Source organism: Enterobacter sp. 148H3 (genome assembly GCF_034107425.1).
In the GTDB taxonomy this organism is placed as follows: Bacteria; Pseudomonadota; Gammaproteobacteria; order Enterobacterales; family Enterobacteriaceae; genus Enterobacter; species Enterobacter vonholyi.
This window is the reverse complement of record NZ_JAWNEI010000011.1, coordinates 142,471-167,262: the sequence shown is the minus strand read 5'-3', so window position 1 is coordinate 167,262 and position 24,792 is coordinate 142,471. Positions and strand designations below refer to the sequence as shown.

17 protein-coding genes and 1 rRNA gene are annotated in these 24,792 nt (G+C 55.7%); 14 read left to right on the top strand and 4 right to left on the bottom strand.

The genetic code is table 11. From position 1 onward, the window contains the following. From rrf to USH94_RS16975, 4 genes are all read left to right on the top strand, one after another. Positions 1-105 (top strand): 5S ribosomal RNA (rrf, locus tag USH94_RS16990); the annotation flags it as partial. A gap of 124 nt (positions 106-229) precedes the next feature. Next, the gene (gene murB, locus USH94_RS16985) at positions 230-1,258 is read left to right on the top strand and encodes a UDP-N-acetylmuramate dehydrogenase (RefSeq protein ID WP_111963691.1); all 1,029 of its coding nucleotides are present in this window, start codon (positions 230-232) and stop codon (positions 1,256-1,258) included. Continuing rightward, complete coding sequence (birA, locus tag USH94_RS16980) at positions 1,255-2,217, top strand: bifunctional biotin--[acetyl-CoA-carboxylase] ligase/biotin operon repressor BirA (protein WP_111963692.1); 963 nt, start codon at positions 1,255-1,257, stop codon at positions 2,215-2,217. Before murB ends, birA begins: the two co-directional genes overlap by 4 nt. A gap of 16 nt (positions 2,218-2,233) precedes the next feature. Then, complete coding sequence (locus USH94_RS16975) at positions 2,234-3,226, top strand: glycosyl hydrolase family 8 (protein WP_111963693.1); 993 nt, start codon at positions 2,234-2,236, stop codon at positions 3,224-3,226. A gap of 54 nt (positions 3,227-3,280) precedes the next feature. Here the strand turns inward: USH94_RS16975 and bcsG are convergent, their stop codons facing one another. Genes bcsG through bcsE form a run of 3 tightly spaced genes read right to left on the bottom strand, consistent with a single transcriptional unit; the run spans position 3,281 to position 6,706 of the window. Continuing rightward, positions 3,281-4,960 (bottom strand): cellulose biosynthesis protein BcsG, encoded by a 1,680-nt coding sequence (gene bcsG, locus USH94_RS16970; RefSeq protein ID WP_111963694.1) that lies wholly within the window; start codon positions 4,958-4,960, stop codon positions 3,281-3,283. Then, positions 4,953-5,150: a cellulose biosynthesis protein BcsF gene (gene bcsF, locus USH94_RS16965; protein WP_024908822.1), complete on the bottom strand. Its 198-nt coding sequence runs from the start codon at positions 5,148-5,150 to the stop codon at positions 4,953-4,955. The genes bcsG and bcsF overlap by 8 nt, the downstream gene beginning before the upstream one ends. Beyond that, positions 5,144-6,706, bottom strand: a complete 1,563-nt coding sequence (bcsE, locus tag USH94_RS16960; RefSeq protein ID WP_111963695.1) for a cellulose biosynthesis c-di-GMP-binding protein BcsE — start codon at positions 6,704-6,706, stop codon at positions 5,144-5,146. The genes bcsF and bcsE overlap by 7 nt, the downstream gene beginning before the upstream one ends. Positions 6,707-6,881: 175 nt before the next feature. On the opposite strand from bcsE, the gene bcsR reads away from it, so the two are divergent. The 9 genes from bcsR (at position 6,882) to USH94_RS16915 (ending at position 22,746) form a co-directional block, all read left to right on the top strand. Next, positions 6,882-7,070 (top strand): cellulose biosynthesis protein BcsR, encoded by a 189-nt coding sequence (bcsR, locus tag USH94_RS16955; RefSeq protein ID WP_008503237.1) that lies wholly within the window; start codon positions 6,882-6,884, stop codon positions 7,068-7,070. Positions 7,071-7,081: 11 nt separating this feature from the next. Continuing rightward, complete coding sequence (gene bcsQ / locus USH94_RS16950) at positions 7,082-7,834, top strand: cellulose biosynthesis protein BcsQ (RefSeq protein ID WP_111963696.1); 753 nt, start codon at positions 7,082-7,084, stop codon at positions 7,832-7,834. Continuing rightward, positions 7,831-10,446 (top strand): UDP-forming cellulose synthase catalytic subunit, encoded by a 2,616-nt coding sequence (bcsA, locus tag USH94_RS16945; protein WP_111963697.1) that lies wholly within the window; start codon positions 7,831-7,833, stop codon positions 10,444-10,446. Before bcsQ ends, bcsA begins: the two co-directional genes overlap by 4 nt. A 10-nt stretch (positions 10,447-10,456) precedes the next feature. Then, on the top strand, positions 10,457-12,877 hold the full coding sequence (gene bcsB / locus USH94_RS16940) for a cellulose biosynthesis cyclic di-GMP-binding regulatory protein BcsB (protein WP_111963698.1): 2,421 nt from the start codon (positions 10,457-10,459) through the stop codon (positions 12,875-12,877). Positions 12,878-12,883: 6 nt separating this feature from the next. Beyond that, positions 12,884-13,990, top strand: a complete 1,107-nt coding sequence (gene bcsZ / locus USH94_RS16935; RefSeq protein ID WP_111963699.1) for a cellulose synthase complex periplasmic endoglucanase BcsZ — start codon at positions 12,884-12,886, stop codon at positions 13,988-13,990. Next, the gene (gene bcsC / locus USH94_RS16930; RefSeq protein WP_111963700.1) at positions 13,972-17,454 is read left to right on the top strand and encodes a cellulose synthase complex outer membrane protein BcsC; all 3,483 of its coding nucleotides are present in this window, start codon (positions 13,972-13,974) and stop codon (positions 17,452-17,454) included. Before bcsZ ends, bcsC begins: the two co-directional genes overlap by 19 nt. 119 nt (positions 17,455-17,573) lie before the next feature. After that, the gene (gene hmsP / locus USH94_RS16925; RefSeq protein ID WP_111963701.1) at positions 17,574-19,580 is read left to right on the top strand and encodes a biofilm formation regulator HmsP; all 2,007 of its coding nucleotides are present in this window, start codon (positions 17,574-17,576) and stop codon (positions 19,578-19,580) included. Positions 19,581-19,739: 159 nt separating this feature from the next. Beyond that, positions 19,740-21,026, top strand: a complete 1,287-nt coding sequence (locus USH94_RS16920) for a dicarboxylate/amino acid:cation symporter (protein ID WP_023309587.1) — start codon at positions 19,740-19,742, stop codon at positions 21,024-21,026. A 226-nt stretch (positions 21,027-21,252) separates the two neighbouring features. Continuing rightward, positions 21,253-22,746, top strand: coding sequence for a M16 family metallopeptidase (locus USH94_RS16915; protein ID WP_047646783.1), 1,494 nt, complete (start codon positions 21,253-21,255; stop codon positions 22,744-22,746). Between the two features lie 63 nt (positions 22,747-22,809). Here USH94_RS16915 and USH94_RS16910 read toward each other — a convergent pair whose 3' ends face one another. Further along, positions 22,810-23,739, bottom strand: a complete 930-nt coding sequence (locus USH94_RS16910; RefSeq protein WP_111963702.1) for a sugar kinase — start codon at positions 23,737-23,739, stop codon at positions 22,810-22,812. A 229-nt stretch (positions 23,740-23,968) separates the two neighbouring features. Here USH94_RS16910 and pdeH point away from each other — a divergent pair, with 229 nt between their 5' ends. Continuing rightward, complete coding sequence (gene pdeH, locus USH94_RS16905; RefSeq protein WP_111963703.1) at positions 23,969-24,742, top strand: cyclic-guanylate-specific phosphodiesterase; 774 nt, start codon at positions 23,969-23,971, stop codon at positions 24,740-24,742. Positions 24,743-24,792: the final 50 nt, after the last annotated feature.

Below are 24,792 nucleotides of genomic sequence, written 5' to 3'. Positions count from 1 at the left end.
TAGCGCGGTGGTCCCACCTGACCCCATGCCGAACTCAGAAGTGAAACGCCGTAGCGCCGATGGTAGTGTGGGGTCTCCCCATGTGAGAGTAGGGAACTGCCAGGCATCAAACAAGTGAAGAGGCCATCCGAAAGGATGGCCTTTTTGCGTTTATGCGCTGCACAAACTAATCCCCCAACGCCCTGCTTATACGGTAAACTACCTGCGTTTTTGCATCAGGATAGCGTTTATGAACCACTCCCTTAAGCCCTGGAATACCTTTGGCATTCAACGCAATGCTAATCAAATTGTACGTGCCGATACCGCACATCAGCTGCTGGATGCATGGCAAAGCGCAACAGAAAATAACGAACCCGTACTGATTCTGGGCGAAGGAAGTAATGTCCTGTTTCTCGACGATTTTGCGGGAACGGTGATCGTTAACCGCATCATGGGAATTGATGTTGCAGAGAGTGCCGATAGCTGGCACCTGCACGTGGGGGCCGGAGAAAACTGGCATCAGCTGGTGCAATTTACCCTCGAAAAAGGGATGCCGGGCCTGGAAAACCTTGCGCTTATTCCAGGCTGCGCCGGATCGTCACCTATTCAAAACATCGGCGCCTACGGCATCGAACTGAAACATGTCTGCGAATATGTTGACTGCATCGAACTGGCGACCGGAACGGCTAAGCGTTTAACGGCAGAACAGTGCCGATTTGGCTATCGTGACAGTATCTTCAAACATGAATATCAGGATCGCTACGTGATTGTCGCCGTGGGGCTGCGCCTGTCGAAGAACTGGCAGCCCGTATTGACCTACGGAGATTTAACGCGTCTCGATCCGGCTACCGTTACCGCACGCGACGTTTTTGACTCAGTTTGCCATATGCGGATGACCAAGCTTCCCGATCCTAAAGTTAACGGAAACGCTGGCAGTTTCTTCAAAAACCCGGTTATCAGCAGCGAAAATGCAAAAATTCTTCTTGAAGGATGGCCAGCTGCGCCACATTACCCTCAGGCGGATGGCAGCGTGAAGCTGGCCGCGGGGTGGCTTATCGATCAATGCCAGCTAAAAGGTACTTCAGTAGGCGGTGCCGCCGTTCACCAACATCAGGCTCTGGTGCTGATTAACCAACGCGATGCGACCAGCGATGATGTTGTACAGCTGGCTCATTATGTTCGTCAGCGTGTGGGCGAAAAATTCAACGTCTGGCTGGAGCCAGAAGTTCGCTTCATTGGCCGCACAGGTGAAGTCAATGCCGTGGAGACTATCGCGTGAAGGACAATACTATCCCCTTAACCCTGATTAGCATCCTTGCTGACGGTGAGTTTCATTCTGGCGAGCAGCTGGGTGAACAGCTTGGCATGAGCCGTGCTGCTATCAATAAACATATCCAGACGCTTCGCGACTGGGGTGTTGATGTGTTCACGGTTCCCGGAAAAGGTTACAGCCTGCCGGAGCCGATTCAATTGCTGAATGAAGACGCGATCCGCAGCCAGATTGGACACGGCAATGTTGCTGTGCTGCCGGTGATTGACTCGACGAACCAGTATCTTCTGGATCGGCTGCCTGAGCTGAAATCCGGAGATGCCTGCGTTGCTGAATACCAACAGGCCGGTCGCGGTCGTCGCGGTCGCAAGTGGTTTTCCCCCTTTGGTGCCAACCTCTATCTGTCCATGTACTGGCGACTCGATCAGGGCCCGGCCGCTGCCATTGGCTTGAGTCTGGTCATCGGCATCGTCATGGCGGAAGTGCTGCACGATCTGGGTGCGGATAAAGTACGTGTTAAATGGCCTAATGACCTGTACCTCAACGATCGTAAACTTGCCGGCATTCTGGTCGAACTGACGGGGAAAACGGGCGATGCGGCGCAAATCGTCATTGGCGCAGGCCTCAATATGGTGATGCGCAATGTACAAAGTGATGTGGTGAATCAGGCCTGGACTAACCTCCAGGAGGCGGGGATTGTCATCGATCGTAATACCCTTGCCGTGCGTATGATTAAAGAGTTGCGTAGCTCACTCACGCTTTTTGAGCAGGAAGGGCTGGCGCCGTTCCTGTCTCGTTGGGAAAAGCTGGATAACTTCATCAATCGCCCGGTGAAATTGCTGATTGGTGATAAAGAGATCTACGGAACTTCCCGCGGTATTGACGCACAGGGCGCGCTGCTCCTGGAACAGGATGGCGCGATTAAACCCTGGGTGGGCGGTGAGATTTCCCTGCGAAGTGCCGAATAACCGGATCGAGTTAATTATGCGAAAACCCGTCTGCGCGACGCTGGCCGTCATGATGAGTGTGCTGTTCTCGCCTCTCTCCCTGGCGGATCAGGCCTGGGAGAGTTACAAGGCCCGCTTTTTCAAACCGGAAGGCCGCATTGTCGATACCGGCAATGGTGGCGTGTCGCATACGGAAGGTCAGGGCTTTGCCATGCTGATGGCAGTTGCCAACGACGATAAAGCCACGTTCGATAAGCTCTGGCAATGGACGGAAAGCCAGCTGAAGAACAAAGAGAATGGTCTCTTTTACTGGCGCTATAACCCCGCAGAGTCCAACCCGGTCGCGGACAAAAACAACGCCGCCGATGGTGACGTGCTGATTGCCTGGGCGCTGCTTAAAGCCGACGCCCGCTGGCATGACAAACGCTACAGCGCCGCATCGGATGCCATTACAAAAGCGCTGGTTGCCCATAGCGTGATCCGCTATGCGGGTTACCGCGTGATGCTGCCCGGCGTCCAGGGATTTAAGCTTGACGGTGAAGTGGTCCTTAATCCTTCCTATTTTGTGTTTCCGGCCTGGCAGGCCTTCGCCGGACGCAGTCATTTGCCGGTCTGGCGTGATTTGATTAAGGATGGTAAACGCCTGCTGGGGAAAATGGGCTCGGGTAAAGCGAATCTGCCCACTGACTGGGTTTCACTGGCATCAGGTGGCAAGCTGACCCCTGCTAAAGGCTGGCCACCACGAATGAGCTATGACGCGATTCGTATTCCGCTGTATGTCGCCTGGTCTGATAAGCAAAGTCCGCTGCTGACGCCGTGGAAGGCCTGGTTCGGTCAGTTCCCCCGGGAACAAACGCCCGCCTGGGTTAACGTCACGACCAACGAATATGCGCCCTATATGATGGAAGGCGGCCTGTTGGCTGTACGCGATTTAACGATGGGGCAGTCTTCCGGCGAACCCGAAATCACCGCTAAAGACGACTACTATTCGGCAAGTCTGAAAATGCTGGTGTGGATTTCAGCGCAATAATAACGCACTGACTATCCCCTCTCCCCAACGGGGAGAGGGTGAGGCGTAGATCAGTTACTGCGGATACGGTACCCAATCTCCGCCGTTCAGGCGAACGTACGGTTTGTTCTGATACTGAATGACAACCGCGTTAGCGTTCTCTGAGACTTCTGCCGTTTGCGGCAGGTTGCTGGTGAGCTGATCCCAGTTCACGCTATCTTCCACAAACAGCTTCCCGTCAACGGCACGGGCAACCAGTTCTGAAATCGCCAGATAGCTGGACGGCTGGGTGATTTCAATCGGGGCGCCCTGATGAGGTGCTTTCATACCAAAGAATTTAATGCCAGCAGGCACGTTGGTAATCGACGGGCTTGGGATATCACGCAGACCTGAAACCTGCATTCTGTCGCCTTTCAGCGCGCCGCCGTGCTCAGGTACCACTACCACCATCACTTTACGGCCTGACTTTTCCAGTTCCGTGAAGAACGCATCCAGCTCGTCAAAGAACTTCTGCGCACGCACTTTATAATCAGCCGTTTTGCTCACGCCCGGGAAATGGTTACCGTCGTGGAGCGGCAGGGTGTTAAAGAACGTCGCGCTGCGTGGATTACTGTCTTTTTCGACGGTCTGCAGCCAGCGCTGCAGGACGGCGGTATCGTCATAGACGGGCGAGCCGTCGAAGCCCAGAAGAGAGACAGGAAGGCCGGTTTGATCCATCAGCGGTGCCTGCATGCCACCCTGTTCGCGTACTTCTTTCAGGAAGTTACCGAACTGGCCGTTATGCCCCAGCATCAGATGCTGCGTAAAGCCCAGTTTTGCGAGGTTATCGAACAGATAACACTGGTTGCCGGCGGGTTGATACAGGTTTTTATGGGATGTCTGACCGCAGCTTGCACGCAGCAGGCGGATTGCTGCCGGGCCGCTGTACGAGGTGGCAGAGTTGAAATCTTTAAACTGAATATCGAAGTGTGACCACAGCGGATGAGACATCAAACCGGCGGCGTCCACGTCGGCCCAGGAGAGAGAGCAGATGTTGATCACCAGCAGTTCAAACGGCTGAGCATCCGCCGGAAGCGCATCCGGGAATTTAGTCTGTCGCTTATCTTCCGCGGTATAGAAACTGGAGAGCCAGGCGTTCAGGTTTGTAGAAGTCGGCGGTGCGGTCTGGGTTGGGATATCGCCCACGACAGGCGTATCGCCTGCCGTTGTGACGGTTGCCGCTGCGCTTCCCCCAGTGGTAGTCACCGTGGTGGTTGGTTGACCGGCAGGCCACAGAGAAAAGTTTGGCCCAGCCAGCGTCAGCACGTTAAGCCAGATCATAATCGCGACGACAAACACCGTGACGCGGATCCACTGTGACAGGAACAGCCAGGCAACCAGCAGCACAAATACCGCACCAATCATCTGCCAGTTAATAAAGCGCTCGGTCAGATCGAGGATATAGCTGGCGCTAAAGCCCGCCACCTGCGAACCCTGGCTCATAATGCTATCCGGCCCCGGTAGCCAGGTATCATGCCAGAACAGCGCAAAGCCTACAGGAATGGCGACCCAGTGACGTAATCGATGCAGCCTGATATTCGGCAGCGGCATCAGCAGGAAGGCCATAAACACCAGGTTGAGAAGGGGATGGAAATTCAGATAGCCTGCCCACAGCAGACCAAACTTCACCAGAAAGTAGAAGTTCCAGCCGGAAAGGCCGCGCCAGTATTGCCAGAGCGGCGAGGGTGACGAAGCGGTATAGGTAGAATTAGTCATGTTTTCGGTCTGCCTTGACGTGTGATGCCCGTGTCAGTGTTCCGGCTGGTTTTACATAGCGAGGTTTTATAAACAGCACTCTGGCCGTATCACGGATACGGCGTATGGAATGGCGCGCATAGTAGCCAAGCGGGAAAAAGATCAGCGCACAGAATATAACCAGTTGAATAATATCGCTGATATTCATGATGATGCGTTCTCCGCGTTGTCTGTTAATAAGCGAAGGGGTTCCGGAACCCGACGCCAGACGTGTCCATCATGTCTGGCATTGAGGATCGGTTTCGCATCGCTCGTGATAGCGAGCGGTTTAGCCCATTGTTCGGGCTGGAGCGCACGCATCTGCACCAGCTCCGCGCTAATCGTATTATCTTCGAACCAAATCATACGGTTCGAGAAAATATCCCCGGTAGGCAGGGGGAAGATATGGTTAAGCGCCGTATCGAGATCGTTAACCCGGCAGAAGGACAAAAATAGCACCAGGCGATTATCGCCAATGGTCATGATGTCCCCTGTACGGTTCGGGCGACATAGGGTGAGAGCCTGTTCAACGCGAATACCCGGTACAGGACGCAGGGCAACCATGACTCCTTTTCCGTCAGCAGGAAGAAGAGTGTTGTTCATCATGTTGCCGACGGCGTCGCAGAAGGTATCCCATTTTTGGTACCCACGCAGCTTCATCGGCTGCGTCATGGAGAGCAGCGTGGAAATATCTTCCGGTACATGGCGGCTAAACTGCTGGCCCTGAACGCTTTCGATAAGCGTCAGGCAGCGTGACAGCGGCGCATTCCATGGGATAACCATATTGGCGCCGCAGCCCAGAAGCAGGCGCTCATCGGTGGCGCGCAGGCTGGTATTGTTTTCGCGCACGATGATTTTTAACGCGCTTCCGCGCTGGCGGCGCAGGGTGTGGATTTGCCGTGCCAGCGTCTCAATCTGGTTATTCTGCATCAGCGAGAAAATAAGGGTCGCCGCCTGGGTTGTGCGGGCTTCATGGAAAAGGGCTTCGTTAGACTCAAAAAGTGTCCAGTTTTCCGACAGGGCGGGTGCCCCCTCTAATACCGCGATATGGCTCAGAATGCGTTTTTCATCACTTCGCGGTTGGACCACGGTTTCTTCCTGCTGTGCAAGGTGCCACTCGCCCTCAATATGTTTCAGGGTAAGTTGTTGCCTGGCACTCACGCCCTTTTCATTACACCAGAATGCAATATCGTAGAGATAGCTACCCACCTGATCGCGAACGCTTGCCAGACCGAACAGGGAGCGATATTCGCCCATTAAAAGTGAGAACAGCTTGTCATTATTACTGCCAGGATTGACTATCAATAGCGTGCAATTTTGAAATTTTGCCCATTTATTGATTTTTTCAAGCCACGGCAACAGTTTTTCAGCAGGGATATTTTGCAGGACGTTATTTGCACATTTAAGAATCACCAAATGGTGATCCGGATCAATAGAGCACTGAACGTCGCGGGACAAAAAGTATAGACTATCGGCTTCCGATGTCATGGAAAATAATCGCACCGTCTGAGGCCCGCGATTGTTTTCCAGCGTGATAATTTTCTTCGGGTCTTCGCCCATGCTAATGACGGCCACGCGGGAATCCTTATCCTGGGCAGCAATTGTCTGGTTAACCAGGCTGATAGCATCTTCATTTCGGTCCGTATTAATCCACCAGACTCCTCCGACTGGCATGTGGCTCAATTCGTCCCATAATGACTGGATGCCAATAGAAAATATGGAGTCCACGGTGTCCCTCTTTTCGTCTAATTTATCTGTATCTCAGTTTACTAGCGAAAGCGTAGAAATAAACCTAACATTGAAATTAAAGAACATCAGATTTAGCATGTAAATGAAATTTGTCAGGGCAGGAAGCCCCGCAACTTCTTTAGCGTGCGATTTTCCTTAAAGGGATGGAAAAAGAATGGATAATAACGAACCTGGAACCCCAGTCGACTCGACTCTGGGTTACACATTCCAAAACGATTTTCTGGCGCTGACGCAGGCCTTTTCTTTACCTGAAATAGATTACACCGATATTTCCCAGCGGGAACAGTTGGCCGCGGCTATTAAACGCTGGCCGTTATTAGCTGAATTCGCCCATCAACAATAAGGGAGCCATTGATGGCCATACTCGGATTACAGGGTGTCCGTGGCGGTGTGGGTACCACATCAGTTACCGCGGCGCTGGCGTGGTCATTACAGCTTTTAGGTGAATCGGTGCTGGTTATTGACGCCTGCGCCGATAATTTGTTGCGTATGTCGTTTAACGTTGACTTTACTCGTGAAGAGGGCTGGGCACGCGCGCTGCTTGATGATAAAGACTGGCAGGATGCGGGGATGCGCTATACCTCCCAGCTCGATCTGCTGCCGTTTGGTCAACTGACCACCACGGAACGCGAAAATGAAGCCGCGTATCAGCGCCTCTTTTCGCAGTTCACGCTGGCGCTGCAGGCCCTGAAAGAAAAGGGGCACTACAAATGGATCCTGCTGGATCTGCCCCACGGCGCCGGTACGCTGACCAGACAGCTTATCGCGCAGTGCGATCACATCCTCTCGATCGTTAACGTTGATGCGAACTGCCATATCCGCCTGCACCAGCAGGGGCTACCTCAGAAGGCTCATATTCTGATTAACGATTTGCGTATTGGCAGCCAGATCCAGGACGATCTCTATCAGGTATGGCTGCAAAGCCAGCGCCGTTTGCTTCCTATTGTCATTCATCGTGATGAGGGAATGGCGGAATGTCTTGCGTCTAAGCAACCGCTCGGCGAATACCGCAGCGATTCACTGGCGGCAGAAGAGATTCTGACGCTGGCTAACTGGTGTCTGCTGAACTTCGCCAACCGGGCGGAGCATGCAGGGAGTGATGTATGAGTCGTCTCGCCAGCTGGTTACTCATCCCGCCGGTCAGTTCGCGTTTGAGTGAACATTACCGGCATTTTCGCCGTCACGGTGCGTCGGCATTTAGCGCCGCGCTCGGCTGTTTCTGGATGATTCTGGCCTGGATGTTTATTCCACTCGAACACCCGCGCTGGCAGCGCATACGTGCCCGCCACAGTGAGCTATATCCGCACATTAATCCCAACCGGCCGCGTCCTTTGGATCCGGCGCGTTATCTCATTCAGGCCATCTGGCTGGTGGTCACATCATCCCGCTCAGAGAAAATAACGCCGTACTGGCGCAGCTTCTCCCGCGTGCAGCAGTTACGTGAGCGCTACCACCAGTGGCTGGACAGACTGCCCAACAGCTTCAGCGATAAGACCAGCCATCTGGATAACCATAAAGAGCTCGGACATCTCCATCCGGGCCTGCGGCGTTTTATCCTCGGCGTGATCGTCGTGTTCTCGCTCATTCTGGCGCTGGTCTGTATTACGCAACCTTTCAACCCTCTGGCGCAGTTCACCTTCCTGATCCTGCTGTGGGGCGTGGCGCTGCTGGTCCGCCGTATTCCGGGGCGCTTCTCGGCGCTGATGCTGATCGTGTTATCGTTGACCGTCTCCTGTCGCTACATCTGGTGGCGTTATACCTCAACCCTGAACTGGGACGACCCGGTCAGTCTGGTATGCGGTCTGGTGCTGCTGTTTGCAGAAACCTACGCCTGGATCGTGCTGGTGCTGGGCTATTTCCAGGTGATTTGGCCGCTCAACCGCCAGCCGGTTCCGCTGCCAAAGGACACGACCCAGTGGCCAACTGTCGATCTCTTCGTGCCGACCTACAACGAAGACCTGAGCGTGGTGAAAAACACGATTTATGCTGCGCTGGGCATCGACTGGCCGAAAGATAAGCTCAAGGTCTGGATCCTGGATGACGGCAACCGTCCGGCGTTCCGCCAGTTCGCAGAGGAGGTCGGCGTCGAATACATCGCCCGTCCGACTCACGAACACGCTAAGGCGGGTAACATCAACAACGCGTTGAAGTATGCCTCCGGGGAGTTTGTCTCGATCTTTGACTGTGACCACGTGCCGACGCGCTCTTTCCTGCAGATGACCATGGGCTGGTTCCTGAAGGAGAAAGAGCTGGCGATGATGCAGACGCCGCACCACTTCTTCTCTCCGGACCCGTTTGAACGTAACCTTGGCCGCTTCCGTAAGACCCCGAACGAAGGCACCCTGTTCTATGGCCTGGTGCAGGACGGGAATGACATGTGGGACGCCACCTTCTTCTGCGGCTCTTGTGCGGTTATCCGCCGTAAACCGCTGGATGAAATTGGCGGTATCGCCGTCGAAACGGTGACTGAAGATGCGCACACCTCTCTGCGCCTGCACCGTCGTGGCTATACCTCTGCCTATATGCGTATTCCTCAGGCAGCCGGTCTGGCAACGGAGTCACTGTCGGCGCACATTGGTCAGCGTATTCGCTGGGCGCGCGGGATGGTGCAGATTTTCCGTCTCGATAACCCTCTGATCGGGAAAGGACTCAAGCTGGCGCAGCGTCTTTGCTACGTCAACGCCATGTTCCACTTTTTGTCCGGCATTCCGCGGCTAATCTTCCTGACCGCGCCGCTGGCGTTCCTGCTTCTTCACGCTTATATCATCTACGCTCCCGCGCTGATGATTGCGCTGTTTGTTCTGCCGCACATGATCCACGCGAGCCTGACGAACTCGAAGATACAGGGTAAATACCGCCACTCCTTCTGGAGTGAAATCTACGAAACGGTGCTGGCCTGGTACATCGCGCCGCCGACGATGGTGGCGCTGATTAATCCGCACAAAGGTAAATTCAACGTCACCGCGAAGGGCGGGCTGGTGGAGGAGGAGTACGTCGACTGGGTGATCTCCCGGCCGTATATCTTCCTGGTGCTGCTGAATATCGTGGGCGTCATTGCGGGTATCTGGCGTTACTTCTACGGCCCGGAAAACGAAATCCTGACCGTCTTCGTCAGTATGGCATGGGTTTTCTACAACCTGATTATCCTCGGCGGCGCGGTGGCGGTGTCGGTGGAAAGCAAACAGGTTCGTCGTGCGCATCGTGTTGAAATCTGCATGCCTGCGGCGATTGCCCGTGAAGATGGCCACCTCTTCTCCTGTACCGTGCATGACTTCTCTGACGGCGGTTTGGGGATCAAAATCAACGGCCAGGCGAAGGTGCTTGAAGGGCAAAAAGTTAACCTGCTGCTTAAGCGCGGTCAGCAGGAGTATGTCTTCCCGACGCAGGTTGTTCGCGTGGCGGGCAATGAAGTCGGTCTGCAGCTGATGCCGTTGACCAAAAAGCAACATATCGATTTTGTGCAGTGTACGTTTGCCCGCGCGGATACGTGGGCTCTCTGGCAGGACAGCTTCCCGGAAGATAAACCTCTGGAAAGCCTGCTGGATATTCTGAAGCTGGGGTTCCGTGGCTATCGTCACCTTGCAGAATTTGCCCCGTCGTCGGTGAAATTAATTTTCCGGTCACTTACTTCGCTGGTTTCCTGGGTCGTGTCGTTCATTCCTCGTCGTCCTGAGCGGGATGAGGCGAAGCAGGCGGACCCGGTTATGGCTCAACAATGATGATAACGCGATGAAAACAAAACTTTCCTGGTTATGTGCAGTGGCAATGGGGATGAATGCGATCCCCGCAACAATGGCTAACGCAGCCCCGGGTAACGCAGCGGCAACGCCTGCGCCAACGGTACCTGTCGTCGCGCAAGCAACCGATCCGGTTGTCACCGCGGCACCTGGCCAAACAGAAAATATCACGCCGAACCAGCCGACGGAGGGGAACACATTGCCGGCAGACGGCCAGGTCATCGGGCAGGTGATGCCGGGCGTCCGGGGGGCGAATGCGCCCGTCGTTGCGGACAATGCGCCGTCGCGCGACGTGAAGCTGACCTTCGCGCAAATTGCTCCGCCTCCGGGCAGCATGGTGCTGCGCGGCATCAACCCTAACGGCGGCATTGAGTTTGGCATGCGCAGCGATGAGGTCGTCTCTAATGCGGTGCTGAACCTTGAATACACCCCGTCGCCGTCTCTGTTGCCAACGCAGTCTCAGCTGAAGGTCTACCTGAATGACGAGCTGATGGACGTACTGCCGGTCACGAAAGAACAGCTAGGCAAGAAAACTCAGGCTCAGGTGCCGATCAACCCGCTGTTCATCACCGATTTTAACCGTATTCGCCTGGAGTTTGTCGGTCACTACCGCGATGTCTGCGAAAACCCGGCCAGCAACACGCTGTGGATGGACGTCGGACGTAACTCCTCGCTGCAGATGACCTACCAGTCGCTGGCGCTGAAAAACGATCTCTCCGCATTCCCGGTTCCGTTCTTTGATCCGCGTGATAACCGTCCGCTCACGCTGCCGATGGTGTTTGCCTCGTCCCCGGACGTAACCGAACAGCTGGCGGCCACCATTGTGGCGTCCTGGTTTGGTTCACGCGCGGGCTGGCGTGGACAGAGCTTCCCGGCGATGTATGACAAACTGCCGGACAGAAATGCCATTGTGTTTGCGACCAACGCGAAACGCCCGGCCTTCCTGCGCGATCATCCGGACGTCAAAGCGCCGACCGTTGAGATGATAAGCCACCCGGAAAACCCGTACGTGAAGCTGCTGGTGGTCTTTGGTCGTGATGATAAAGACCTGGTGCAGGCAGCAAAAGCCATTGCTCAGGGTAACGTCCTTTTCCGCGGCAACAGCGTGGTGGTGGATGAGGTCAAACCGCTGCTGGCGCGTAAACCTTATGATGCGCCAAACTGGGTGCGTACCGACCGTGCGGTGACTTTCGGTGAGCTGAAAACCTATGAAGAACAGCTGCAGGCGACGGGGCTTGAGCCAGCGCCGATTAGCCTGTCGCTGAATCTGCCGCCGGATCTGTACCTGCTGCGTACCAACGGCATTGATATCAATCTGAACTACCGCTATACCGCGCCGGCTACCAAAGACAGCTCGCGCATGGATATCAGCCTGAACAACCAGTTCCTGCAATCCTTCAGCCTGCAAAGCACGCAGGATACTAACCGCCTGATGCTTCGCCTGCCGGTGCTGCAGGGTCTTCTGGATGGCAAAACGGATGTCTCTATTCCGGCACTGAAGCTTGGCGCGATAAACCAGCTGCGCTTTGACTTCCAGTACATGAACCCAATGCCTGGCGGTTCTGCGGAAAACTGCATCACCTTCCAGCCCGTACAGAACCACGTTGTGATTGGCGATGAGTCGACCATCGACTTCTCGAAGTACTATCACTTCCTGGCGATGCCGGATCTGCGCGCCTTTGCTAACGCGGGCTTCCCGTTCAGCCGCATGGCCGATCTTTCTGAGTCCATCGTAGTGATGCCAAAAACGCCAACTGAAGGGCAAGTAACGACCCTGCTGGATACCATGGCGACCGTTGGAGGACAGACGGGATTACCGGCGATTAACGTTACGTTGACGGACGATGGCAGCCAGATTCAGAACAAAGACGCTGACATCATGGTGATCGGTACCATTCCGGACAAGCTGAAGGATGACAAACGTATCGATCTGCTGGTGAAAGCGGCTCAGTCCTGGGTTAACACGCCGCTGCGCCAGACCGAGTTCCCGAGCATTATGCCGGATGTGAACGATCGTCAGGCCAGCGCGCAGACGACGGTAACGTCTCAGGGGGCAATGGCCGCGGTGGTGGGCTTCCAGTCACCTTACAACGAACAGCGTAGCGTGGTGGCTCTTCTGGCGGACAGCCCGCGCGGGTATGAACTGCTCAATACGGCCATGAACGACAGCGGTAAACGTGCCGCGATGTTTGGTTCCGTGTCGGTGATCCGTGAGTCCGGCGTCAATAGCCTGCGCGTGGGGGATGTGTACTACGTGGGCCATCTGCCATGGTTCGAACGCCTGTGGTATGCGCTGGCTAACCATCCGGTTCTGCTCGCCATCCTGGCTGCGGTTAGCGTGGTCTTGCTGGCATGGGTGCTGTGGCGTCTGCTGCGAATCATCAGCCGTCGTCGTCTGAACCCGGATGAGTAAGATGTGATGAAAGCCTTTCGCTGGTGTGCATTAGCAGCGGTGATGCTGGCGGCGCTACCTCTTCGCGCCGCCTGTACCTGGCCTGCATGGGAGCAGTTTAAAAAGGACTACATCAGCGAGGGCGGGCGTGTCGTTGATCCCAGCGACACGCGCAAAATTACGACCTCGGAAGGGCAAAGCTACGCCCTGTTCTTTGCCCTGGCGGCGAACGATCGCAAATCTTTTGACCAGCTGCTGACGTGGACGCGCGATAATCTTGCCAGCGGCGATCTCAACGACCATCTGCCTGCCTGGCTATGGGGTCAGAAAGATAAAGAGACGTGGGCGGTGATTGATACCAACTCCGCCTCTGACGCCGATGTCTGGATCGCCTGGTCACTGCTCGAAGCGGGTCGACTGTGGAAACATCCGGACTATACCCGCACGGGTAAAGCGCTGCTGAAACGCATTGTCAGCGATGAAGTGGTGAAAGTCCCGGGGCTCGGCGCAATGCTGCTTCCCGGTAAAGTCGGCTTTGCCGATGAGAACGTATGGCGCTTTAATCCCAGCTATCTTCCTCCGCAGCTAGCGAGTTATTTCACGCGTTTTGGTACCCCGTGGACCACGCTTCGTGAAACCAATCAGCGCCTGCTGCTGGAGAGTGCGCCGAAAGGTTTTTCGCCGGACTGGGTGCAGTATCAGAAAAACAAAGGCTGGCGGTTGCAGCAGGATAAATCGCTGGTGGGCGGCTACGACGCCATCCGCGTTTATCTCTGGGTGGGAATGATGAGTGATAAAGACCCTCAGAAAGCCCGGCTGCTGACGCTGTTCCAGCCGATGGCGGCCAAGACAATGAAACGGGGTGTGCCGCCGGAGAAAGTGGATGTGGCGACGGGGAAACGCACCGGGAATGGTCCGGTCGGGTTCTCTGCCGCCATGCTGCCGTTTTTACAACAACGTGATGCCCAGGCGGTTCAGCGCCAGCGCGTTGCAGACCATTTTCCCGATAATAATGCCTATTACAGCTACGTGCTGACTCTCTTTGGGCAAGGATGGGATCAGCATCGTTTTCGCTTCACCGCAAAAGGTGAATTAATACCGGATTGGGGCCAGGAATGCGCAAGTTCACAATAAATCTACTCACTTTATCGCTTGGCCTGGCACTGATGCCGATGGCTGAGGCCGCCAACTCTCCGCAGCAGAAACAGCTGCTGGAACAGGTTCGGCTGGGCGAATCGACACAGCGTGAGGATTTGGTTCGTCAGTCGCTTTATCGTCTTGAGCTGATTGACCCGAACAACCCTGACGTTATTGCCGCACGCTTTCGCTACCTGCTGCGCCAGGGCGATAACGCCGGCGCGCAAAAAGAGCTGGACCGTCTGAAAGGGATCGCGCCGGGCTCGAGCGCGTACCAGTCATCACGCAATACGATGCTGCTTTCCACTCCGGATGGCCGCCAGCAGCTCCAGCAGGCGCGATTGCTCGCCACCACGGGACACACGCAGGAGGCGATTGCAGCCTATGACAAGCTGTTTGACGGCAACCCACCGGGCGGCGACGTGGCGACGGAATACTGGAACGTGGTGGCGAAAGATCCTGCTCGCCGGAATGCAGCCATTAACCAGCTCAAGAAAATAAACAGCAGCAGCCCCGGAAATACCCAGCTGCAGGCGACGCTGTCCCAGCTTCTGTTCCAGAGCGGACGCCGTGACGAAGGTTTTGCGCTATTGCAGGAGATGGCCAAATCCACCAACGGGCGCAGCCAGGCGTCTGATATGTGGTATGACCAAATCAAAGACCAGCCTGCCAGCAGCGCGAGCGTTAGCGCGCTGCAAAAATACCTGAGCGTATTCAGCGACGGTGATAGCGTCGCGGCGGCGCGTGCCCAGCTTGAAGCCCAGCAAAAACAGCTCGCTGACCCTGCATTCCGCGCGAAAGCGGAAGGGCTGGCGGCGGTGGATGCCGGGCAGGGCAGTAAGGCGGTGGCGGAGCTGCAAAAAGCCGTCAGCGCCAACCATGCCGACAGTGAAGCGGTGGGTGCCCTGGGACAGGCTTATTCCCAGAAAGGCGACCGCGCCCGCGCGGTGGCACAGTTTGAAAAGGCAATTGCCCTCGATCCCCAGAGCGATAACCGGGGTAAATGGGACAGTTTGCTGAAGGTTAACCGCTACTGGCTGCTGATCCAGCAGGGCGATGCGGCGCTGAAGGCGAATAACCCGGCGCAGGCGGAGCGTTACTATCAGCAGGCACGCAGTATCGACAATACCGACAGCTATGCCGTGCTGGGGCTGGGCGACGCCGCCGCGGCGCGTAAAGATAACGACGCGGCGGAGCGTTATTACCGTCAGGCGCTGCGAATGGACAGCGGCAACAGCAATGCGGTCCGCGGTCTGGCCAATATTTACCGTGCGCAGTCCCCGGAGAAGGCCTCGCAGTTTATCCAGTCTCTCTCCGCCAGCCAGCGCAGAAGCATAGATGATATTGAACGTAGCCTGACCAACGAACAGCTCTCCGCCCAGGCCGAGCAGCTTGAAAATCAGGGGAAATACGCTCAGGCGGCAGAGATTCAGCGTCGTCGTCTGGCGCTCTCTCCCGGCGATGTGTGGATAACCTATCGTCTCTCGCGCGATCTCTACAGCGCGGGTCAGCGCAGCCAGGCGGATACCCTGATGCGTCAGCTTGCCAGCCAGAAACCGTCCGACCCGGATCAGGTTTATGCCAACGGGCTCTATCTTTCCGGAAACGATCAGGACCGCGCCGCGCTGGCGCATCTGGATACGCTGCCGCGAAGCCAGTGGAACGGCAATATTCAGGAGCTTGCCGACCGTCTGCAAAGTAACCAGGTGCTGGAAACCGCCAACCGTCTGCGCGACAGCGGCAAAGAGCAGGAGGCGGAAAACCTTTTGCGCCAGCAGCCAACCTCCACCCGCATCGACCTGACGCTGGCGGACTGGGCGCAGCAGCGTGGCGATCTGGACTCGGCAAAAACGACGTACAACGCCGTTCTGCAGCGTGAACCGCAGAACGAAGACGCCATTCTCGGCCTGACCGAGATTTATAGCGCTCAGGGTAACAAAGATGCCGCGCGCTCGGAGCTGGCGAAGCTGCCCGCCGCGCAAAACGGTCAGCCGCTGTCGCTCAATATGCAGCGCCGCATCGCGATGGCGCAGGCGGGCCTGGGCGATTCCGCCGCCGCAGAACAGACCTTCAATAAAATTATTCCGCAGGCTAAATCGCAGCCCGGCTCCATGGAAAACGCGCTGGTGCTGCGTGATGCCGCGCGTTTCCAGGCGCAGAACGGGCAGCCTCAGCAGGCGCTGGAAACCTACAAAGACGCGATGGTGTCGTCTGGCATCACCACGACGCGTCCGGTGGATAACGACAGTTTCACCCGTCTGACGCGTAATGATGAAAAAGACGACTGGCTGAAGCGCGGCGTGCGCAGTGATGCCGGTGACTTGTACCGTCAGCAGGATGTTAACGTCACGCTGCAGCACGACTACTGGGGCTCCAGCGGCACGGGCGGCTATTCCGACCTGAAAGCGCACACCACCATGCTCCAGGTGGATGCCCCGCTCTCTGACGGGCGCATGTTCTTCAGAAGCGATCTGGTCAACATGGACGCTGGTTCATTTGATAACAATAACGGGACCTACGATCCTAAATGGGGGACCTGCTACGAAACACCGTGTAGCGGCAATACCCATCAGTCCGACAATGGCGCAAGCGTTGCCGTCGGCTGGCAGAATAAAACCTGGGCGATGGATATTGGCACCACGCCGATGGGCTTTGATGTTGTCGACGTGGTGGGCGGCATCAGCTACAGCAGCGATCTGGGCCCCATCGGCTATACCGTAAACGCCCATCGCCGCCCAATCTCCAGCTCTCTGCTGGCCTTTGCCGGGCAAAAAGATACTAACACCGGCACCACCTGGGGCGGCGTACGTGCCACCGGTGGCGGCGTAAGCATGAGCTATGACAAAGGTGAAGCGAACGGCATCTGGTCGAGCCTGAATGCGGAAACGCTGACGGGTAAAAATGTTGAGGATAACTGGCGCGTCCGCTGGATGACGGGTTACTACTACAAGCTCATTAATAAAAACAATGAACGCCTGACGGTCGGCTTCTCCAATATGCTCTGGCACTACGACAAAGACCTGAGCGGGTATACCCTGGGTCAGGGCGGTTACTACAGTCCGCAGGAGTACGTCTCCTTCGCACTGCCGGTGACCTGGCGTAAACGCACGGAGAACTGGTCCTGGGAGCTGGGTGGCTCGGTCTCCTGGTCTCACTCTAAAACCAAAGACGAACTGCGCTACCCGATTCAGAATCTGATCCCGACCGATGAGCCAGACCGCTATACCGACCGGGGCGCAATGGAAACCGGCAGCAGTTCATCAGGAACGGGTTATACCGCGCGGGCCATTATCGAGCGCCGCGTAACGTCCAACTGGTTTGTAGGCATGGGCGTGGATATTCAGGAGGCGAAAGACTATACCCCAAGCCATGCGCTGATCTATGTGCGCTACTCTGCCGCAGGCTGGCAGGGCGATATGGACTTACCGCCGCAGCCGCTCATCCCTTACGCGGACTGGTAATCGGATTTTCCTTAATCCATTTGTAAGTCTCTCTTAATAGCGCGGCAATCGGGTATACTCAGGCGCGCCGGGTTTACACCCTGGCGCGCCCTGCGCTTCGAGTTTTGTGGAGAGTCATTTTGCGTGTCAGCCGTTCCTTAACAATCAAACAGATGGCGATGGTCTCTGCCGTCACTATGCTGTTTGTCCTGCTCTTCTGCGTAATTTTGCTGTTTCATTCCGTACAGCAGAATCGCTATAACACGGCTTCGCAGTTAGAAAGTATCGCCCGCTCGGTGCGTGGCCCGCTTTCTGCCTCTATCCTGAAAGGGGATATTCCCGAAGCGGAAACCATTTTAAAACGCATTCAGCCTGCCGGCGTCGTTAGCCGCGCCGATGTCGTTTTGCCCAACCAGTTTCAGGCGCTGCGGATGAGCTTTATCCCGGAGCGTCCCGTCCCGATGATGGTGATGCGCCTGTTTGAACTACCGGTGCAAATTTCGCTTCCCGTTTATTCGCTTGAACGCCCTGCGAATCCGCAGCCGCTGGCCTACCTGGTTTTGCAGGCGGATTCCTACCGCATGTATAAATTCGTCATGAGCTGGGTGGTTACGTTAGTGACCACTTGCTTACTTATGACGCTTATTCTCAGCGTGGCGCTCACCTGGTGCATTAACCGGCTGATTGTTCATCCGCTGCGCCGTATCGCCCGTGAGCTGAATACGCTTGCGCCGCAGGATCAGATGGGACATCAGCTTGAGCTGCCGCGTCTGCATCATGACGATGAGATAGGTATGCTGGTGCGCAGCTACAACCTCAACCAGCAGCGCATCCAGCGTCAGCAGGATGAATTAAACAGCAGCGCCACCCGTTTTCCGGTATCGGAGCTCCCCAATAAAGCCTTCCTGATGGCGATGCTGGAGCAGACCGTTGCCCGCCAGCAAACCACGGCGCTGATGGTTATCGCCTGTGAAACCTTGCAGGACACGGCTGGCGTGCTTCAGGAGAGCCAGCGCGAAATGCTGCTGCTCACCCTGGTGGAAAAGATCAAATCTGTCCTTGCCCCGCGCATGGTGCTGACCCAGGTCAGCGGTTACGATCTGGTGGTGATTGCCAACGGCGTAAAAGAACCGTGGCATGCGATCACCTTAGGTCAGCAAGTACTCACTGTCATTAATGAGCGGTTGCCCATTCAGGGTATCCAGCTTCGTCCGAGCGCCAGTATCGGTATCGCCATGTACTATGGTGATTTAACGGCGGAGCAGCTTTATCGTCGCGCGTTCTCGGCGGCGTTTACCGCCCGGCGCAAAGGGAAAAATCAGATCCAGTTCTTTGAACCGGAGCAGATGGAAAAGGCGCAGCAGCGCCTGACCGAAGAGAGCGACATCCTGACCGCGCTGGATAACCGGCAGTTTGCCCTCTGGCTACAGCCGCAGATGAATTTGCTGACGGGAGAAGTGAAAAGCGCCGAGGCACTGCTGCGCGTGCAGCAGCCGGATGGTTCATGGGAACTGCCGGAAGGGCTGATTGAGCGCATTGAGTCCTGCGGCCTGATGGTTACCGTCGGCTACTGGGTGCTGGAAGAGTCCTGCCGTCAGCTGGCCGCCTGGCAGGAGCGCGGCGTGACGCTGCCGCTGTCGGTTAATTTGTCTGCTATGCAGCTTATGCACCCGACCATGGTTTCAGAGATGCTGGAGCTGATCCATCGTTACCGAATCAAACCTGATACGTTAACTCTGGAAGTGACGGAGAGCCGACGCATCGACGATCCTAATCAGGCGGTCGCGATTCTGAAACCGCTGCGTAATGCCGGTATTCGTATTGCCCTGGACGATTTTGGCATGGGATACGCCGGGCTGCGTCAGCTTCAGCACATGAAAACCCTTCCGGTAGATGTGCTCAAAATTGACAAAGCGTTTGTCGAAGGTCTGCCGGGCGACAGCAGCATGGTGCAGGCGATTATCCAGATGGCGCGTAGCCTCAACCTCCATCTTATTGCCGAGGGGATTGAAACCGAAGCGCAACGCGCCTGGCTTGCGGAGGCGGGCGTGGAGAGCGGACAAGGCTTCCTTTTTGCCCCCGCAGTCCCTTCGGATATCTTTGAAGAACGATACCTTTCTGGTGCTGACAATAACGCAAAAGTGTAATTTTGTTGCTGGCTTGTGCGAGCCAGCTCAAAGTTCTTAACATTTGTGTTTCAAATTTGAACTGAGTTTATTTCTGTCCTGTTATGTGGGTGTTATTTTAAAGCCGCAGGTTAACCATAACCTTACAAAGCCTGTGGTTTTTCTTCCCAAGGACACCTTATGAAAACCTCACTCTTCAAAAGTCTTTATTTCCAGGTCCTGACAGCCATCGCCATCGGTATTCTGCTGGGTCACTATTACCCTGAGCTGGGCGCGCAAATGAAACCGCTTGGCGACGCGTTCGTTAAGCTCATCAAAATGGTCATCGCTCCGGTGATCTTCTGTACCGTAGTAACGGGCATCGCTGGCATGGAAAGCATGAAGGCGGTCGGTCGTACCGGTGCAGTGGCGCTTCTCTATTTTGAAGTGGTCAGTACACTTGCGCTGATTATCGGTCTGATCATCGTCAACGTGGTGCAGCCAGGCGCGGGGATGAACGTAGACCCGTCAACGCTTGATGCCAAAGCGGTCGCGGTATATGCCGAGCAGGCGAAGGATCAGGGCGTGGTAGCCTTCCTGCTGGACGTGATACCGGGCAGCGTCATTGGCGCGTTCGCCAGCGGAAACATCCTCCAGGTGCTGCTGTTCGCCGTGATGTTTGGCTTTGCCCTGCACCGTCTGGGCAGCAAAGGCCAGCTTATCTTTAACGTAATCGAAAGCTTCTCGCAGGTGATCTTCGGCATCATCAATATGATCATGCGCCTGGCGCCGATCGGTGCTTTTGGTGCGATGGCCTTCACCATCGGTAAGTATGGCGTCGGTACGCTGGTGCAGCTGGGTCAGCTGATTATCTGCTTCTATATTACCTGTATCCTTTTCGTAGTTGTGGTGCTGGGCTCCATCGCCCGAGCGACGGGTTTCAACATCTTCAAATTTATTCGTTACATCCGTGAAGAGCTGCTGATTGTTCTGGGGACTTCCTCTTCAGAATCGGCGCTGCCGCGTATGCTCGACAAGATGGAAAAGCTGGGGTGCCGTAAATCGGTGGTCGGGCTGGTGATCCCGACGGGCTACTCCTTCAACCTGGACGGCACCTCGATATACCTGACGATGGCGGCCGTATTTATCGCTCAGGCGACCAACAGCCATATGGATATTTTCCATCAGATTACCCTGCTGGTGGTGCTCCTGCTCTCCTCTAAAGGCGCGGCAGGCGTGACGGGCAGCGGCTTTATCGTGCTGGCTGCCACCATTTCAGCTGTAGGTCACCTGCCGGTGGCGGGTCTGGCGTTGATTCTGGGTATCGACCGCTTCATGTCAGAAGCCCGTGCGTTAACCAACCTGGTGGGTAACGGCGTGGCAACGGTGGTGGTGGCGAAATGGGTGAAAGAGCTGGATCACAAAAAGCTCGACGATACTCTGAATAATCGTTCAACTGACAGCAAAAATCCTGGCTTAACCTCTTAATCTTGTCACAAATGCCCGTATTCCCTTGTCGGGATGCGGGCTCCTGCGCATAATAACTGTTCGTACCTGTCATAATTCGACAAGATTTTTTTGGGTATATTTCACTTCGGACCGTGACGTTTTGCCGAACGCGCGGTCTAATCGACGTGTTTTCATCGTCATCTTTAAGAGTGAAGCGCGTCGCGAGGCACTCTTTTTTAACCAGGAATGTTGATCAGGGGTTCACATGCAGGGCACAAAAATTCGACTCTTAACCGGCGGTTTGCTGATGATGGCAGCAGCCAGTTATGTGCAGGCAGATGCGCTCCAGCCAGACCCGGCCTGGCAACAAGGGACATTAGCGAACGGTTTTCAGTGGCAGGTGTTAGCCACTCCGCAACGTCCCAGTGACCGTATAGAAATCCGTCTGTCCATTAATACCGGTTCCCTCACGGAAAGCACCCAGCAAACCGGTTTTAGCCATTTTATTCCCCGGCTGGCGCTCACGCAGAGCGGCAGCCTGCAAGCGGTTCAGGTGCGTTCACTTTGGCAGCAGGCCATCGATCCGAAGCGCCCGCTTCCTCCGGCTGTTGTCTCGTATGACTACACCATGTTTAACCTGAGCCTGCCTAATAACCGTAACGACCTGCTTAAAGAAGCGCTTACGTATCTCTCCGATGCCTCTGGCAATCTGGCGATTACGCCGGACACCGTTAACTATGCGTTGAGCAACAGTGACATGGTGGCGACCTGGCCCGGAGATACCAAAGAGGGCTGGTGGCGCTACCGCCTGAAGGGCTCAACGTTACTGGGACATGACCCGGCCGAACCGCTGAAACAGCCGGTCGATGCCGAACAGGTAAAATCGTTCTACCAGAAGTGGTACACCCCGGACGCCATGACGCTGATCGTGGTAGGTAACGTGGACAGCCGCGCGGTGGTGGAGCAGATCAACAAAGCGTTTGGTGATTTGAAAGGTAAGCGTGAAACGCCAGCCCCTGTCCCGACGCTCTCTCCGCTGCGTGCAGAGCCTGTCAGCATTATGACGGACGCCGTGCGTCAGGATCGCCTCTCCGTCATGTGGGATAACGCCTGGCAGCCCATCCGTGAGTCCGCGGCAATGCTGCGCTACTGGCGTGCCGATCTGGCGCGTGAGGCGCTGTTCTGGCACGTTCAGCAGACGCTGAGCAAGAACAACGTCAAGAATATCGGTCTTGGTTTTGACTGCCGCGTGCTGTTCCAGCGCGCGCAGTGTGCCATTAACGTTGAATCGCCGGGCGATAAGCTGAATGCCAATCTGGGCGTGGTCGCGAAAGAGCTGGCAAAAGTGCGTAAAGAGGGGCTTTCCGAAGAGGAATTCAATGCTCTCGTGGCTCAGAAAAAACTCGAGCTGCAGAAGCTGTTTGCGACCTACGCACGTGCCGATACCGACATTCTGATCAGCCAGCGTATTCGCTCCCTGCAGAATCAGGTGGTGGACATTGCGCCGGAACAGTACCAGAAGCTGCGTCAGGACTTCCTGAACGGTCTGACCGTCGAGATGCTCAATCAGGACCTCCGTCAGCAGCTGTCACAGGAGATGGCGTTGATCCTCCTGCAGCCGAAGGGCGAACCGGAATATGACATGAAGGAACTTCAGACGACCTGGGATTCCATTATGGCTACCGCGCCGCAGCCAGCGCAGGCCGCCACGGCGGATGATTTACATCCGGACGCGACGGATATTCCGCAGGGGCAGTAATGCTTAAACATTCCCTCTCCCTGTGGGAGAGGGTTAGGGTGAGGGCATCAGCCCGCACCTTACTTAAACAGGCATCGCCTCGCGCGGAATAATCGCCCCGCGATACTGAATCACCGTGCTGGCCGTCAGGTGCCCACGCCGTGCCGCAGCTTCCGGCGTTCCACCCGTCAGACGTACCGCCAGATAACCCGCGCTGAATGAATCACCTGCCGCCGTGGTATCAATCACTTTCTCTTTGGCAAGCTTCACCGCCGGAACGTCAACCAGCGTTTCACCCGCCACCGCGACCAGGCACGAATCCGCACCGCGCTTAATCACCACTTCGCTCACGCCAGCCGCCTGCGTGCGTGCAATCACGTCCTCTACCGGTTTCTCCCCCCAGAGGGCGTCTTCATCGTCGAGCGTCAGAAAGGCGATGTCGGTGCATTGCAGCATCTGTTGATAAACCTGCTGCGTCTCTTCGCGGCTGCCCCACAGGCGCGGGCGGTAGTTGTTATCGAAAATGACCTTGCCGCCGTTAGCACGGCATTCGCGCAGCAGCGACAGCAGCTTTTCACGGCTGGTGGGGCTTAAAATCGCAAGGCTAATCCCGCTCAGATAGAGATAGTCAAAGGTCGCCAGCTCTTCGCAGATGGCCGCAGCCGCGTTGCTCTCCAGCCAGAATTTGGCCGCGGCTTCGTTACGCCAGTAATAAAACGTGCGTTCGCCGGTGCTGTCGGTCTCGATGTAATAAAGTCCCGGGAGGCGGTTTTCCATACGCTGAATCAGCGACGTTTCAACATGTTCACTCTGCCACGCCTCCAGCATCTGCTGGCTGAAGCTGTCCGTTCCCAGGGCGGTAACGTAGTTCACGGTGAGCGCCTCAGGCGCGACCTGGCGGGCAATATAAACGGACGTGTTTAACGTATCGCCACCAAATCCGCGGCTGACTTCAGCGCCTTTTTGTGACAGTTCAATCATGCATTCGCCAATCACGGCAATTTTTTTAGACATAGTCGTGAACCTGAACAGAAGAATTATCAGCAGTGTGCGCTGAGTGAATTAACCGGTCAACTATATTAAAACAACGTTCCATTATTTTATTTGAGCCAGCGCGTGTTCCCGCGCATTTCTGTCATCTTAATTTCATTTTCCCGGTGAATTGAACATAAAGTTCTCAATTGTCGCGCCGATAATCCTGTGACGAGTCCAGAAAGGCTATCCCAACAACAGGACATCTGAAATGAAGTCAGAGCAGGTTATCCAGCGGCTGAGCACTACGCCTGAGGCAAGTATTGAGAACTTGCAGGAGCATCGCTACTGGCTGCAATGTGAGCGTGCATACACCTATCAGCCGATCTACCGAACAGATGGTCGACTGATGGCAATTGAAATTTTGACCGTCGTTACGCACCCCTCAAACCCCACTCAGCGCATCGCGCCGGATCGCTATTTTGCCGAAGTTGCCGTTCGCCAGCGTCTGGATGTGCTGGAAGAACAGCTTCGCATGCTGGCGACGAAGCAGTCCTTTTTCGAACAGCACGATATCCTCGCCTCGGTGAACGTCGACGGCCCAACCCTGCTGGCGCTGCGGCAGAACGCAAAATTGCAGGAGCTGATCGCCACCCTGCCGTGGATGCGCTTTGAGCTGGTGGAGCATGTCCGTCTGCCGCAGGATTCCTCGTTTGCTTCGATATGCGAATACGGCCCGCTGTGGCTGGATGACTTTGGGACCGGCATGGCGAATTTCTCCGCCCTGAGTGAGGTGCGCTACGACTACATTAAAGTGGCCCGCGATCTGTTCATTATGCTGCGTCAGACCCCGGAAGGTCGGAACCTGTTTACGCTGTTATTACAGCTGATGAACCGCTATTGCCAGGGTGTGATTGTTGAAGGTGTGGAAACGCTGGAAGAGTGGCGTGATGTACAAAACTCTCCCGCAGCGGCGGCGCAAGGCTACTATCTCTCCCGCCCGGTGCCCATGGATCGCCTCGATAACGTTATAACGACCCTCTGATAAGCCCGCTTCCCTTTGTCTGGACTATAGTTTTACAGGACAGGTCATCA